Consider the following 16,012-nt stretch of genomic DNA (forward strand, 5'->3'; position numbering starts at 1 on the left):
TATCTTGATTAAACGTTGACGCTTGTATTGTGTTCAGTTTTCAAAGAACTTTTTCTACTTTTCTTATCCGTTGCTCTCTTGAAGCAACTTTATAATAATAACATCTTTCGTAGATAGAGTCAATAACTTTTTTGAAAAACTTATTGAATCTTTTTTATTAGCTCTGCCGTTTCAATGGCAGGTTATAAATATACCACCTGTTTAAAAAATGTGCAATACCTTTTTCGAAAAAAAATTATACTAGAATATTTATTTCATATAATAATTCTTTGAGAATAAGAATTTCGTCAAGCACCCTCATATCGGCAGCAATGGAAAACTCGACGTTTGGCGAGCTTTAATATAGAAGCAAAGCTGTAGTTCAAAAAGTACAGCTTCCATTGCATATTCCCATACATTAATTCGGCTATCAAAAAAGAGAGTGGATCAAATCACCACTCTCTCATACTTTTACTTATTTCTCATTTGCGGGAATAACAAAACATCTCTAATAGATGGTGAGTTTGTTAGTAACATGACAAGTCGGTCAATTCCGATTCCTAGTCCACCTGTTGGTGGCATACCGTACTCTAAAGCTTCTACAAAGTCGTCGTCCATCATATGTGCCTCATCATTTCCTTGCTCACGTTCCTTAAGTTGTGCTTCAAAACGTTGGCGTTGATCAATTGGATCATTAAGCTCTGTAAATGCGTTAGCATGTTCACGACCAACGATAAATAACTCAAAACGATCTGTAAACCGTGGATCTTCTGGGTTCTTCTTCGCTAATGGTGAAATTTCAACTGGGTGACCATAAATGAATGTCGGTTGAATTAGCTTGTCTTCTATTTTTTGTTCAAAGAACTCATTAACAATATGTCCATATTCCATATTATCTTTAATTTCAACATCATATTCTTTTGCTAGTTGGCGTGCCTCATCTAGGGTCATTTCCTTCCAGAAATCCGCCCCTACATATTCTTTAATTGCATCTACCATATGGAGTCGTTTCCATTCAGGTTGTAAATTCACCTGATGTTCTCCATAAGGTATTGTTGTTGTACCTAGTACTTCTTGTGCAATATGTGCAACTAGGTTTTCAGTTAAATTCATAATATCTTTATAATCCGCGTATGCTTCATATAACTCAATCATTGTGAATTCTGGATTGTGGCGAGTTGAGACCCCTTCATTACGGAATACACGACCAATTTCGTATACTTTTTCAAGTCCACCAACAATTAATCTCTTAAGATGCAATTCAATTGCAATTCTCATATATAATGGAATATCTAGCGCATTATGATGTGTAACAAACGGTCGAGCAGAAGCACCTCCAGGAATAGAATGCATCATTGGTGTCTCTACCTCTAAATATCCATGGTCATCTAAATATCGTCTCATTGAACGAATAATTTGGCTTCTAGTTATAAAGGTTTCTTTGCTTTCCGGGCTCATTATTAAATCTAGATAGCGTTGACGATAGCGTTGTTCTACATCCTTTAAACCATGAAACTTATCTGGAAGTGGGCGTAGGGATTTAGTTAATAGTTCAAATGATGTTACTTTTATTGACAATTCTCCAACCTTCGTTTTAAAAATTGTTCCCGTAACACCAACTATATCTCCTAGATCAGCAGTGTTAAATACTTCATATTGGTCCTCACCAACCGCATCTACACGAACATATAATTGTATTTGACCCGTTAAATCTTGAATATGAGTAAAACCCGCTTTCCCTTTCCCACGCTTTGTCATAATACGACCAGCAATAGTTACACTTACTTCTTTTTCATCAAGATCCTCTTTTGAAAACCCATCATACAAATCAATTAATTCATGCGTGCTGTGAGTACGTTCGAATTTTCCGCCGAACGGATCCAATCCTTTTTCTCTAAGAGTATGTAATTTTTCTCTTCTTACGATAAGTTGGTCATTTAATTCTTCCTGACTCATTTCATCATCTCCTATTTATTTCAGCCTATGGCGTTTTAAAAAACCTCAAAAAACTGCCAGCAAAAACTGGCAGTAAGTAAGCATCCATCAATCGTTAGGGGTATTATAGAGTAGCTACCTATTGATGTCAAACCACTTGAGCGCTATTTTGCTGCTTTTCTTCCATTTCTTGAACAAAATCATCTAAAAGTGTCACAAGTTCACTTCTTGTATTACACTCGTTAACACCGTTTCTAGCCTTGGCATTCCCTCTTATACCCTTAAGATACCAAGCTGCGTGTTTTCTCATTTCTTTTACTGCAATGTTCTCATTTTTTAATGCAATAAGGCGATCGAGGTGCAGCTTACATACATCAATTTTCTCACGAACAGATGGTTCCTCAATTAGTTCGCCTGTTTCCAGGTATTTAACGGTTTGATAAATCATCCAAGGATTTCCTAGTGCTGCACGACCGATCATCACACCATCAACACCTGTTTCATCAAGCATACGTCTTGCATCTTGGGGAGTTTGGACGTCCCCATTACCAATAACAGGTATATTAACAGACTGTTTTACTTCTTTAATAATATCCCAATTGGCATAACCTTCATACATTTGCACACGCGTTCGACCGTGTAGTGCAACTGCCTTTCCACCAGCACGCTCAACAGCTTGGGCATTTTGAATCGCAAAAATATGGTCATCATCCCAACCCATTCTCATTTTAACTGTTACTGGTTTATCGACAACATCTACTACTGCAGAAACCATTTCGTAGATCTTATTCGGATCTAACAGCCATTTTGCACCTGCATCACATTTCGTGATTTTTGGTACTGGACACCCCATGTTAATATCAATAATATCAGCTGTTGTATTTTTTTCAACAAACTTAGCTGCTTCAACTAACGTTTCTTTCTCACCACCAAAGATTTGAAGACTTAGTGGCTTTTCTCGCTCATCGATATAGAGCATATTCATCGTCTTTGCATTTTTATATAAAATGGCCTTGTCACTTACCATTTCAGCACATACTAATCCTGCACCAAATTCTTTCACTGTCAGACGGAATGCAGAGTTACACACTCCTGCCATTGGTGCTAGAACTACTTGGTTTTTCATTTGGATATCTCCAATTTTAAACATTGTAACCCTCCAACATTGATCTAACTATTTAGGAGCTAATTCTTCAAGTGGTATATCTAACGTTTGTGCTACTTCTAGTAGAAACGACTGACTCGGAACTCGATTTCCTCGTTCAATCTCTCCCACAACAGAGATAGACACCCCTAAATCTTTTGCAAACCCTTCTTGAGTATACCCCTTCAACTTTCGAAAAGCTCGAATACGTCTTCCCCACTTTTCCGCTTCCATTCACGAACCCCTTCTCTATCTTGTAATTCATCTAAAAGCACAGATAATGGTATTTCTACTAACGGAATTTTTATCTCTTTATCTACCTCTATTAATGGTAACATAACAAATGCCCTTTGAGTCATACGAGGATGTGGAATAATAAGATCTTCTGTTACAATATTTTCATGATTATATAATAAAATGTCAAGGTCTAACGTTCTCGGACCCCATCTTATTTTCCTTTCCCTTCCAAAATCAAGTTCGATTCTTTGTAAAACCCTCAATAAATCAACTGCTGACAAATTCGTCTTTACTTTTATTACCATGTTTAGATAATGGTCTTGAGTATCATCTTCATAACCAATTGGAACCGTTTCGTAGATTGATGAGAATGATGCAATTTCTATTTCCTGATGCTCTTGAATCGATTTTATCGCAGAAAATAAATAGTGGCTTCGATCACCGAGGTTTGAACCTATTCCGATATACGCGATATTTTCCATACTAACGACTCCTCGTCATTTCCACTGCAACTGATTTAAAATGACCACGGATAGGTGGGTCAGGCTTAATCAACTTAACTGTACAAGATGAAACTAACGGAAATTCAAATAAAATTGTTTCTGCAATCTTTTCCGAAAGTGCCTCTATTAGTTTAAAAGGTTGTCCCTCTACTATCCTCTGGCACACATTAAAAAGCTCCGCATAGCTTACAGAGTATTCAAGGTTATCTGTTTTTCCTGCTTTCATTAGGTCAACTTCTACTACTAAATCAACGATAAATCTCTGTCCAAGCTTCGTTTCTTCCGGGAAAACACCGTGGTAACCGTAAAATTCCATTTGATTCACATATATTTTATCCATTAATAAGCCCCTTTTCCGACCAATACGTCCATCATTTTTGCCAAACGAGCATTTTCGAGTACATCGTGAACTCGTACAATTGCACAACCCTTCTGTATTCCAAAGCAAGTTGTTGCACCTGTACCTTCCATTCGATTATGAGGAGGCAAATCGAATATTTGACCGATAAAGGACTTTCTTGATGTTCCTAATAAAACAGGATAGCCCATTTTCACAAATTCTTCTATATGCTGAATCGCCATAATATTATCTTCAAAATGCTTAGCAAAACCAATCCCTGGATCAAGAATAATATTTTCCTCTTTCACTCCCGCTGCTTTTACAATCGAAATGCTTTCTTGTAGATCAGAGATCATATCAATAATTAAATGGTTATAATTTTTATTATCACGATTATGCATCAGGATAATCGGAACGTTGTATTGGGCAGCCACTTTAGCCATATTTGGATCAGCCTTTGCCCCCCATATATCATTAATAATATGTGCACCCGCTTCAATGGCTTGCTTTGCCACCTCTGCTTTATATGTATCAATTGAAATTGGTACATTGACTTCCTTTGAGATCGCTTTAATAATCGGAACTACCCGATTTATTTCCTCTTCTTCAGTAATTTGAATGTGACCTGGTCTAGTTGATTCGCCGCCAACATCAATTATATCCGCACCGTTTTGAACCATTTGCTTTGCATGCGCAATTGCTTGATCAATTTCTACGTAATTTCCTCCATCTGAAAAAGAATCTGGTGTAATATTCAAAATCCCCATTATCAATGTTTTCTTTTGGAAATCTAATTGATGATTACCGCATGTTAAAACTGATGGCTTCGTTACCATTTCAGATGTCATATTATCCAATCCCCTCGTTCAATTCTTCTACACTCCATAGTTTTGTTTTAAACTGAGCATATATGCTTTGCATGCGATTTGTGATTGCACCTTTCTTACCAGGTAGTAATCTATCATTTATTTTTGATAAAGGGACAATCTCCTGAATAGAATTTGTGATAAATGCCTCATGACAATTCATTAATTCCTCTACTTTAAAAAATCCTTCGTTAACTGTTAATTCAACCCTGCTGGCTATATTCAAAATAAATTCTCTTGTAATCCCATTCAGAATGCCAGTATGTATTGATGGTGTATACAATGTATTTCCCTTTATCCAAAATACATTTGAGGTAATCCCTTCGGCAATATAGCCTTCCTTCGTTAGAAAAACGCCTTCAACATTAGGTTTATTTCCGACTTCACGCTTTCCATATAGATTGTTTAGAAAGTGATGGGATTTTAATCGAAAGGTACCTTCAGGTGTATTTCTTGTGGTTTGTAAGATGACTGCTTCCTTTTCACCATTAAAGTTTGGTATTTTTTTAATAAACATAATCATTGATGGATTATGATACTCCTCGGATGGAAGTCCTAATTCCTCTATTCCCGCTGAAATATTAAGTCTTATACATGCATCCTTCAATTGATTGACAATCAAAAGCTCTTGTAAAATAGTCATTATTTCATGGTGGATAAGCTTATAGCTTATTTGTAAATCATCTAGCCCCTTCTGCAAACGCATAAGATGGTCACCTAAAAGAAAAGGATGACCATCATACACTCTAAATGTTTCAAATAGACCTGCCCCATATAAAAAACCATGATCGAACGGTGATATTTTAGCAGCTTCTTTGTTTACAATTTCTCCATCTACATAGATGTACATGATTCCCGCTCATTTCTAATATAATGCGTAATTACATTTGATAGCAATTGTTTGCCTGAAGTAGTCATGATTGACTCTGGATGAAATTGAACACCCTCAATTGGAAGAGTTTTATGACGAATTGCCATGATTTCATCATCTATTGTTTTAGCGGAAACCTCAAAGCAATCGGGCAATGTCTCTTTTTTCACAATAAGGGAATGATAACGTGTAGCCGTGAAAGGTTCATCTAAATCCTTAAAAATTGTCTTTCCATCATGTAACATATCTGATGTTTTCCCATGCATTAATCGATCTGCACGGATTACATCTCCACCAAATGCTTGAGCAATTGCTTGATGACCTAGGCAAACTCCGAAAACGGGAATTTTCCCTGCGAAATATGTGATGGCTTCAAGACTAATCCCAGCTTCATTTGGGCTGCACGGCCCTGGTGAAATCATTAATAAATCAGGTTTCATATTTTCAATTTCTGCTAGAGTAATTTCGTCATTTCTTCTCACAATGATTTCTTGCCCTAATTCACCTAAATACTGTACTAAATTGAATGTAAATGAATCATAATTGTCAATCATCAAAATCATTTCGCTCACCTCATGCTCAAATTTTATCTAACTTTCGCTTCACTCAACTCTTTTGCCTTCCATAAGGCTAATGCCTTTTTCAAAGACTCCTTATACTCATGCTTTGGATTTGAATCAATTACAATACCGGCTCCGGCTTGGACATGGGCAAATCCATCCTTAACTAGCATTGTTCGAATGACAATGTTCAACTCCATATCCCCCGTGAAACCGATCCAGCCAATAGAACCTGTATAAATTCCACGACGAACCGGCTCCAATTCTTCAATGATTTCCATTGTTCTGACCTTTGGTGCTCCAGTAATCGTACCGCCAGGAAAAGTTGCTTTTATGATATCAACAAGATTTTTCCCTTCCGCCAGCTGCCCTTTGACATTAGAAACAATGTGCATGACATGGGAATATTTTTCAATAACCATGAACTCATCCACCTCGACACTACCCCATTCACATACCCTCCCCAAATCATTTCGTTCTAAATCAACTAGCATCACATGCTCAGCACGTTCTTTTTCATTATGAATGAGTTCTTGAGCTAATTTCATGTCTTCGTTATCATTGATCCCACGAGATCGGGTTCCAGCTATTGGCCTTGTGCTAACTTCTTTCCCCTTTTTCTTAATAAGAAGTTCTGGGGAAGCACTTACAACTTGTATTTCGGGTGTTTGCAAGTATGCCATATACGGTGAAGGATTCACCTTGCGCAATGCTTCGTACATCTCAAAAGGGTGTGACTTTACTTGCTGAGATTGTCGAACTGATAAATTTACTTGAAATACATCACCTTGTGCAATATACTCCCGCACTTTATCGACCGCTTTTATAAAATCAGCTTCAGATAATGATACATCTTGATAATCGGTGTCAACACTTTTTATCAATGAATAATTTGTCTCCTTAGTAGGCTCTGACCACATCTCTTCATACATATGTAATCGGTTTGTTGCCTGCAGTTCATTTTCGATAAAATCATTTGTAATGATCCATAATGACTGTTCCTGATGTTCATATATAAATACATCGTCAAATACTAAAAAGTATAAATCTGGTGTTTGCAGATCATCCTCTGCCTCTGACGAAAGTTTCTCAATGTATCTTGCATAATCATAACTTATATACCCAATCGCACCACCTTGGAAGTCTGGTTGATCAGGATTAGGTTCAGAACCGTATACTTTCATCCAGTCCATCATTAATTCCAAAGGGTCACCATCATAAGTCTTCGATTCATTCCCCATCTTGATTGATAGTTTACTATTCTTCCCCTCCAAAATAGCGAAGGGCCTTAAACCGATAATACTATATGTACCTCCCCGGCCACTTTCCAGAAGGATATGGTGGGGTTCATTTTTTGAAAGGTGTTTGTAGCGTAAAAACCATTTTTCTTGATTACAATCTATTTTTTTAGCAAAAGAAATCCTTTTACGTTGCATTGCACACTCTCCTCTGCTTCTTATTTTACATGAAGAGAGTGTTAGGTTACACCATAGAATTTTGATTTTTCATAAAAAATAAAGTCTTACCCGCTTTATACACGGATAAGACTTCTATCATCACAGATTATTCTTCAAATTGATAAAGAGCTGTACTTAAGTAGCGTTCACCATTATCAGGGACAATTGCTAAAACCTTCTTGCCTTTACCTAATTTCTTAGCAACCTGTAATGCTGCATAAATAGCTGCTCCCGAAGAAATTCCCACAAGGAAGCCTTCTTCAATTCCAGTACGGCGCGCATACTCAAATGCTTCTTCATTTTTCACAGTAAAAATTTCATCATATACTTCAGTGTTTAATACGCTCGGCACAAAATTAGCACCAAGTCCTTGGATTTTATGTGGGCCTGGTTTTCCACCTGATAAAATTGGAGAATCAGTTGGTTCAACCGCTACAATTTTAATATTTGGATACTTTTCTTTTAACACTCCACCAGCACCAGTAATTGTTCCACCCGTTCCAATTCCTGAAACAAATGCATCTAATTGGTCACCCATTTGTTCAACAATTTCTTTACCTGTTGTCAAACGGTGAACCTCTGGATTAGCTCCATTATTAAATTGCTGTGGCATGAAATACCCATGTTCTTGAACAAGTTCTTCAGCCTTATTAACAGCACCTCTCATACCTTCAGATCCAGGTGTTAATACAAGCTCAGCACCATAAGCACGTAATAAATTACGACGCTCAATGCTCATCGTATCAGGCATTACTAATACTGCCTTATAACCTTTTGCTGCTGCAACCATTGCGAGTCCAATTCCTGTGTTTCCACTTGTTGGTTCAATGATCGTATCCCCTTGCTTTAATTCACCTTTTTTCTCTGCTGCTTCAATCATTGCTAATGCAATCCGGTCTTTTACACTGCTTCCAGGGTTCATAAATTCAAGCTTCACATAAACATCTGCACTGTTCTCATCCACCAAATGATTTAGCTTAACTACCGGTGTCTGACCAATTAACTCATGAATTGATTGTGCTACTCTTGTCATAAATATCCACTCCTAATCCCTAGTATATTTATCGGTTTTATACACAATATAACATATAGGTGGGAATTGTCAATATTTACTTTTTATTTTTTTCATAAAACCACTTAACACCAATTTCATCCCAATAAGGTTGAACAGAAATTGCCCCATTCATTTGATCGATTGCAATTTGTCTCCTTATTTGGTTTTTAACCTCATCAAAAGAATAAGACACCTCATTAATTACTTCATGTAAAATAATGATTGCAAAGCCCTCTTCAACTTGAATTGGTGTGCTCCACTCATTTGGTGACATTTTTGCAGCTGTTTCAATATAACTTTGAGGAATATATTCATCATCGGCTGAGACATATCCTAGTTCGCCACCCCGATTTGAAGAAAATTCATCAAGTGATTTTTCCATAGCAAGTGCAGTGAAGCTTGAGCCACTTTTTAATTCCTCACTTACTTGCTCAGCTTCCTCCTCTGATCCAACAATCATATGTGATAGATGATAGGTTTTTGGAATCTCATATAGTTCTTTATTTTCTTGATAGAACTTTTTCAATTCCTCCTCAGGAATAACTGCATCCTTCGTTACTAGTTCTTCAACTAATAAACTTAATTCAATTTGTTCTTGCCAATGCTCGTCATCAATCTTCTCACTGTCTAGAGTGTTGTACATCGTCTTAATTAATGTCATTTCCCGTTCAACGTCTTCTTCCGAAAGAGTGATGTTATGTTTTTGAGCCATTTGTTTTACAACCTTACCATCAATCATATCTTCAAGTGTTTCTTTGCCGTAACGTGTCTCTAATTCACTTAACCATTCTTGCCTCGTAATTGCAGCTTCACCAATTGAGGCAACAACTTCGTCCGTCTCTTCACTTCCAACAATAGGCTTTGATACCGTTATTGACTTATCATCAGTTTGACCTTTTACAAAATAGGCAACTGTTAAACAGTTTGTAACGACTAGTGCAATAATGACCGACCAAACTATTTTATTATTCATATATTCCCCACCCTATATGATCAGATCGCTTGTTTTTTTAAATCTATTAACTCTTCTTTTGTTAAATGATAAGTTTCATTACAGAAGTGACATTGTGCTTCTGCCTTTTCATCTTCATTAATCATTGCTTCAATCTCTTCTTGACCAAGACTTATAATGGCCCTTTCTATTCTCTCTTTCGAACATGGGCATACAAAAGACACAGGCATTTTTTCTAAAATTTTTAGATTATCCTTTCCAACCAGTTCAGCTAATATATCTTCCGGGGATAGTCCTTTTTCAATCAGCTTTGAAATTGGAGGAATTTCTTTAAGTCTTTGTTCAATCTTGCTTATGATTACTTCATCTGTTCCAGGCAATAATTGAAGCAAAAAGCCGCCCGCTGCTAAAATTGTGTTATCAGGGTTTACCAGTACACCTACACCAACAGAAGAAGGTACTTGCTCTGAGGATACTAAATAGTATGTAAAGTCATCCCCAATTTCACCTGAAACAATTGGAACTTGTCCAGAAAACTGCTCCCTCATACCTATATCCTTAACAACTGTAAGAGTACCTTCATTACCTACCGCTCTACGTACATCTAGTTTGCCATGCTCATTTAAATCAAAATGGGTTTGTGGGTTCGTTACATATCCACGCACTTCACCCTTTGCATTACTATCAACTAAAATGAGACCAATCGGGCCACCACCTTCAATTTTGATAGTGATTTTATCTTCACCTTTTAAGGTTGCTCCAAGCATAACTCCCGCTGTCATCGTTCTTCCTAATGCTGCTGAAGCAGTTGGCCATGTATAATGACGTCTTTGTGCTTCACCCACAGTTTCAGTTGTCTTAATTGCAAACGCTCTTACTTGTCCATCATATGCTAACGCTTTAACTAAATAATCATTCATGTCCATTTCTCCTTCTCTTCGTTGCTCATCCTGAAGCTAAATTTGCTTGTGATTCAATATTTCTTTGATAAATAAGTTGTAGCCCTTTTAAGGTAAGAAAAGGATCTACAATATCAATAACACTTGATTCCTTGGCGATAAGGGGCGCTAATCCACCTGTTGCAATCACCATTGGCTTTTCATTTGATTGAGCTTTTATTCTTGCGACAATACCTTCAACTTGTCCGACATAACCGTATAGTATTCCAGCTTGCATTGCACTCACGGTATTTTTCCCAATAATTCCTTCAGGTCTTACAATCTCAATTCTTGGTAGCTTAGCTGCCCTTGAATAAAGTGCTTCCGTTGAAATTGTAATTCCCGGTGCAATCGCCCCACCCATATATTGTTTTTTCTCATTTATGTAACAGTATGTTGTTGCTGTACCAAAATCAACGATAATCAGCGGACTCCCATATAAATGAATACCCGCAATTGCGTTCACAATTCGATCTGCTCCAACTTCCTTCGGGTTGTCATATTTGATGTTCAAGCCTGTCTTGATGCCTGGTCCTACTATTAAAGGGTCAATGTTAAAATATTTATGACACATTCTTTCTAGAGCTGACATAATTGGAGGAACAACAGAAGATATGATAATCCCATTGATATCTTCGAATGAAAGATCAACATGTTCTAACAAAGATTTAACGACCATCCCATACTCATCTTCCGTTTTATTACGGCTCGTTTCAATTCTCCAATGATACTTAAGATCTTCGCCACTATACACACCAAGTACCGTATTTGTGTTACCAACATCTAATACAAAAATCATTTAGAATCCCCACTTTACTCTTTCAGTTAGAAAATGTCCAAATTAGAACACCACTATTAATGCAAACATCATAACATATTTAGTCGCCTTCATAGAAAAAAACGATTCATTTATTACTACTTTTTTATTATTCCACAATTCCCGTTTAAAATGAAAAAGATGCCTAACACAAATTGTGTCAAACACCTTTTTTCATTTTTATTTATTTTCTTCTTGGTCTACTTCATCACGTTTTGAACTTATATTGATTTTTACATCTTCATTTGGTTTTTTACCCTCTTCATCAGAACTCTTTCGTTCCGGTAAAGTTCCATGATCGTAAAGATGTCTAATTTGCTCAGCATCCAGCGTTTCAACCTCTAGAAGAGTTTGAGCAATAAGCTCTAACTTATCACGGTTGTCAGTAAGGATTTGTCTCGCCTTCTCATAGCTTTCTTTAATAAAGCGTTGAATTTCAAGGTCAATCTCGTGAGCAATTGCATCACTATAATTTTGTTCGTTATGAATATCACGCCCCAGGAAGACTTGACCACCCTGTTGTTGACCGAACTGAAGAGGTCCTAATTTATCACTCATACCAAATTCAGTAACCATCTTACGTGCAATACCTGTTGCACGTTGGAAGTCATTAGATGCTCCGGTACTTACTTCACCAAAGACGATTTCTTCTGCAACACGTCCACCTAATAGACCCGTAATTTTGTCTAATAGTTCTGGTTTTGTCATGAAGTAACGGTCTTCTTTTGGAAGCATAACTGCGTATCCACCTGCTTGACCACGAGGTACGATTGTAACCTTATGAACCATGTCAGCCTCATCAAGGACAACACCAATAATCGTATGTCCAGCCTCATGATAAGCAACAATATTTCGTTCCTTTTTAGATATAACACGACTTTTCTTAGCAGGACCTGCAATAACTCGGTCCGTTGCTTCATCAACATCCGTCATATCAATCTTCTTTTTATCCTGTCTAGCAGCCACTAGAGCAGCTTCATTTAATAAGTTTTCTAAATCTGCACCAGAGAAACCAGGTGTTCTCATTGCAATCGCTTTTAAGTTCACTGATTCGTCTAATGGCTTATTGTGTGAATGTACTTTTAATACAGCTTCTCTTCCCTTAACATCAGGGCGATCTACTGTAATTTGACGGTCAAAACGTCCAGGACGTAATAACGCAGGGTCAAGAATATCTGGTCGGTTTGTAGCTGCAATGATAATGATTCCTTCATTTGCACCAAATCCGTCCATTTCAACTAGTAATTGGTTCAAGGTTTGCTCACGTTCATCATGTCCGCCACCAAGTCCTGCACCACGTTGACGACCAACTGCATCAATTTCATCAATAAAAATGATACAAGGTGCATTTTTCTTAGCATTTTCGAACAAGTCACGTACACGTGATGCCCCTACCCCAACAAACATTTCAACGAAATCAGAACCACTGATTGAGAAGAATGGCGTTCCTGCTTCACCTGCTACAGCACGTGCAAGCAATGTTTTACCTGTACCTGGAGGTCCAACGAGTAGGACACCTTTAGGTATTCTTGCTCCTAGTTCTGCAAACTTACGTGGGTCCTTTAGAAACTCAACAACCTCTACGAGTTCTTGCTTTTCTTCATCTGCACCCGCTACATCTGTAAATTTAACCTTTTTCTTTTCTTCGCTATACATCTTTGCCTTACTCTTACCAAAATTCATTACTTTGCTTCCGCCACCTTGAGCTTGGTTAAGCAGGAAGAAGAATAAAATAAAGATAATCACAAAAGGAATAATGGAAGTGAAGAAGGTTACCCAGCCACTTGTTTCCTTTGCTTTAATAACTTCTACCTCTGTTTTAGTAGCGGTATCAGTTATTCTCTCCATTAAATTGTTGGTACCGATGGTATTTGTTACAAAGTATTCTTCCTTTTTATAGGATTTTAGCTGACCTCTAATTTCGTATACGCCTCTTTCTGGCTGGATCGTAATCGTCGTTACGTCCCCACTTTCAAGATGCGTAAGAAATTTATCAAGTGTCATAGGCTTTAGTTCATTATTATTTCCTTGGAAAAAACTAACCACACCTATGATTACTAAAAAAATGAGTAAATAGAATATCACATTACGGAAAATCCGATTCATCCCTTACCTCCTCCCACGGCGAACAAACTACAGTAAATAGTATCATAGAAAATAATAGCAATACAAATGATATACGTACCAAAAGCGAATGCGTTTCAATTTTAGACTAATTTGGGGTAAATAGAGAAAAAATTTCTTGAGAAAATTCATTTTCTCTAAAATTTTTTCTCTATTTACCCAACTTTCAGCAAAGCTGAAAGTCATGAAAAATATTTGATTTTTCATGGATTAGCCAAAGATTAACCAATATTCCTTTTATTTCTCGCTATAAACTTCCGGTTTTAAAACTCCTATGTATGGCAAATTACGATATTTCTCAGCATAATCAAGACCATACCCTACAACAAATTCATCTGGAACGATAAAGCCAACGAGGTCCGCCTTAATCTTTGCCTTTCTTCCAGTAGGTTTGTCTAATAAAGTAACAATCTTAATTGACTTTGCCTTACGATAACGAAGAAGCTCTACAATATAGCTCAATGTAAGTCCACTATCGATGATATCCTCGATAATTAGGATATCTCTTCCTTCTACAGATGCGTCTAGATCTTTAATGATCTTCACTTCACCTGATGACACAGTTGAATTCCCATAGCTCGATACATCCATAAAGTCCATTTCCAAATATGTATCTACTCTCTTTAATAAATCTGCCATAAAGGGCATTGCACCTTTTAATATGCCAATTGCCAATGGGAAACTTTCTTTGTATTCTTCTGTTAAAGAAGCTCCTAATTCCTTAATCTTTTCCTGTATTTCTTCCTCAGAAATTAGAACCTTTTCAATATCCTGGTACATTCAGTACTGCCCCCTAAGTTAATCATTAAAATGCTGAAGCTGGACAACTCTTGTATTGTAATACGATATACTTTGTCTTAGTCATGCAATTTGCCTCAAATGAAGATTTTTTAAGCCCAGGAAGCCACAATATATCTCCTCGGGAATCCTCAACAATTGGCCATACATCTCTTTTGTGAATTGAAATTTTATTATCAATGAAAATATCCTTCACCTTTTTCGACCCATTCATTCCTTTTAACGTCATTTTATCTCCCTGTTTTCTCGTACGGACATAAAGTGGCAATTTCACAGTATCTGGGTCAATGATAAAGAAATCATTCCCTTTTACCATTTGAGGAAAGTGATCTAACATTTGGGTGCTAATGATAGAACCATCCATTATTTTATAATTTCCGGATTCGTCAATTTGAAATCGGTATGTATTCCTTTTTTCCTCATCATATGTAAAAAAGCAACTATTATAGGAACGAATTATTTTTAAATCTTTCGGAAAATGAAGTTCTCCAGAAGGATGATCGTTCTTTAACAAAGTCAATAAATTATCGATATGATTGGAAGAAAGAGAAGAAGGAATATCTTTATAAAGATAGTTTAATATTAGTTGAATACCTCTTCTTTGTAAAGATTTTGGCATTGACAAAAATAAATCAATTTTAATCTCGATTTGTTTGTCCTCTTTCCTCTTCATTACTGTATTCATTTTTGCTACAGTTAATTCATCTAATAATTGATTATCCTCAATTACCTGCTCACTAAATTGCTGGAAATGTTCATGAACACTTGAATTTTCCTGTTTCAAAAAAGGCAATACATGGTGACGAAATCTGTTTCTCGTATAGTCATCCTTATCATTACTAGGGTCTCTTCTTGGATACAGGTCAAATCTGGTACAATAGCTTTCAATATCATCCTTTGTAATTAACAAAAATGGACGAATGATTGAACCACAAGCGAAGGGCCGTACCACTTGCATTCCAGCATATCCATTTCCCTTACTTCCTCTTACTAACCTCATTAATATAGTCTCAACCTGATCATCTCCATGATGTCCTAATGCTAAATAATCCGCATTGTATTTATACATTATTTCCTCTAGAAATTGATAGCGGCATTCCCTCGCAGCTACTTGAGTGCTAAGGTGGTGCTCTTGTTGATAGGTTGTTACATCTATTTGAGCAGCTTCAAACTGAATCCCAAGCTGATTACAATAGTCTTTTACGAATAAAAGGTCCTCCTCCGATTGTTTTCCACGAAACATATGGTCCACATGAACTGCAATCAGATTCTTCCACTTCCCCTTCTGAAAATGATAGAGATAATGGAGCAAAGCCAATGAATCAGGCCCGCCTGATACCCCAACAATAATCGTCGATTGAGCCTCAATTAAATTATTCTTTTTTATAAAAAGGTTTACTTTCTCAATCATTTTGACCAATCCTTCAATTCATAAGA

At 36.8% G+C, this 16,012-nt stretch carries 16 protein-coding genes; all 16 read right to left on the minus strand.

Annotated elements, in window-relative coordinates; translation table 11 throughout:
* Positions 1-450 precede the first annotated feature (450 nt).
* Positions 451-1,935, minus strand: coding sequence for a lysine--tRNA ligase (gene lysS / locus MJG50_RS16350; protein WP_275695643.1), 1,485 nt, complete (start codon positions 1,933-1,935; stop codon positions 451-453).
* A 127-nt stretch (positions 1,936-2,062) separates the two neighbouring features.
* Entirely contained in the window at positions 2,063-3,064 is a 1,002-nt protein-coding gene (gene dusB / locus MJG50_RS16355; protein ID WP_240256825.1) for a tRNA dihydrouridine synthase DusB, read from the minus strand.
* Positions 3,065-3,088: 24 nt separating this feature from the next.
* Complete coding sequence (locus MJG50_RS16360) at positions 3,089-3,292, minus strand: helix-turn-helix domain-containing protein (RefSeq protein WP_240256826.1); 204 nt, start codon at positions 3,290-3,292, stop codon at positions 3,089-3,091.
* Entirely contained in the window at positions 3,244-3,777 is a 534-nt protein-coding gene (folK, locus tag MJG50_RS16365; RefSeq protein ID WP_240256827.1) for a 2-amino-4-hydroxy-6-hydroxymethyldihydropteridine diphosphokinase, read from the minus strand. Before folK ends, MJG50_RS16360 begins: the two co-directional genes overlap by 49 nt.
* A gap of 1 nt (position 3,778) precedes the next feature.
* On the minus strand, positions 3,779-4,138 hold the full coding sequence (gene folB / locus MJG50_RS16370) for a dihydroneopterin aldolase (protein ID WP_240256828.1): 360 nt from the start codon (positions 4,136-4,138) through the stop codon (positions 3,779-3,781).
* Positions 4,138-4,986: a dihydropteroate synthase gene (gene folP / locus MJG50_RS16375; RefSeq protein ID WP_431307299.1), complete on the minus strand. Its 849-nt coding sequence runs from the start codon at positions 4,984-4,986 to the stop codon at positions 4,138-4,140. Before folP ends, folB begins: the two co-directional genes overlap by 1 nt.
* Position 4,987: 1 nt before the next feature.
* A complete protein-coding gene (pabC, locus tag MJG50_RS16380) occupies positions 4,988-5,854 on the minus strand; it encodes an aminodeoxychorismate lyase (RefSeq protein WP_240256829.1) in 867 nt (288 codons plus the stop codon).
* Complete coding sequence (gene pabA / locus MJG50_RS16385; RefSeq protein WP_240256830.1) at positions 5,839-6,438, minus strand: aminodeoxychorismate/anthranilate synthase component II; 600 nt, start codon at positions 6,436-6,438, stop codon at positions 5,839-5,841. The genes pabC and pabA overlap by 16 nt, the downstream gene beginning before the upstream one ends.
* Before the next feature lie 23 nt (positions 6,439-6,461).
* Entirely contained in the window at positions 6,462-7,871 is a 1,410-nt protein-coding gene (gene pabB, locus MJG50_RS16390; protein ID WP_240256831.1) for an aminodeoxychorismate synthase, component I, read from the minus strand.
* A gap of 127 nt (positions 7,872-7,998) precedes the next feature.
* Positions 7,999-8,925, minus strand: a complete 927-nt coding sequence (gene cysK / locus MJG50_RS16395) for a cysteine synthase A (RefSeq protein WP_240256832.1) — start codon at positions 8,923-8,925, stop codon at positions 7,999-8,001.
* 76 nt (positions 8,926-9,001) lie between these two features.
* Entirely contained in the window at positions 9,002-9,919 is a 918-nt protein-coding gene (locus MJG50_RS16400) for a peptidyl-prolyl cis-trans isomerase (protein ID WP_240256833.1), read from the minus strand.
* Between the two features lie 20 nt (positions 9,920-9,939).
* Complete coding sequence (gene hslO / locus MJG50_RS16405) at positions 9,940-10,818, minus strand: Hsp33 family molecular chaperone HslO (RefSeq protein ID WP_240256834.1); 879 nt, start codon at positions 10,816-10,818, stop codon at positions 9,940-9,942.
* A 25-nt stretch (positions 10,819-10,843) separates the two neighbouring features.
* The gene (locus MJG50_RS16410) at positions 10,844-11,635 is read right to left on the minus strand and encodes a type III pantothenate kinase (RefSeq protein WP_240256835.1); all 792 of its coding nucleotides are present in this window, start codon (positions 11,633-11,635) and stop codon (positions 10,844-10,846) included.
* A gap of 198 nt (positions 11,636-11,833) precedes the next feature.
* Positions 11,834-13,759, minus strand: coding sequence for an ATP-dependent zinc metalloprotease FtsH (gene ftsH, locus MJG50_RS16415; protein WP_240256836.1), 1,926 nt, complete (start codon positions 13,757-13,759; stop codon positions 11,834-11,836).
* A 255-nt stretch (positions 13,760-14,014) separates the two neighbouring features.
* The gene (hpt, locus tag MJG50_RS16420; protein WP_240256837.1) at positions 14,015-14,557 is read right to left on the minus strand and encodes a hypoxanthine phosphoribosyltransferase; all 543 of its coding nucleotides are present in this window, start codon (positions 14,555-14,557) and stop codon (positions 14,015-14,017) included.
* Positions 14,558-14,582: 25 nt separating this feature from the next.
* Entirely contained in the window at positions 14,583-15,986 is a 1,404-nt protein-coding gene (gene tilS / locus MJG50_RS16425) for a tRNA lysidine(34) synthetase TilS (protein ID WP_240256838.1), read from the minus strand.
* Positions 15,987-16,012: the final 26 nt, after the last annotated feature.

The sequence above is a fragment of the Fredinandcohnia quinoae genome, assembly GCF_022427965.1.
In the GTDB taxonomy this organism is placed as follows: domain Bacteria; phylum Bacillota; class Bacilli; order Bacillales; family Bacillaceae_L; genus Ferdinandcohnia; species Ferdinandcohnia quinoae.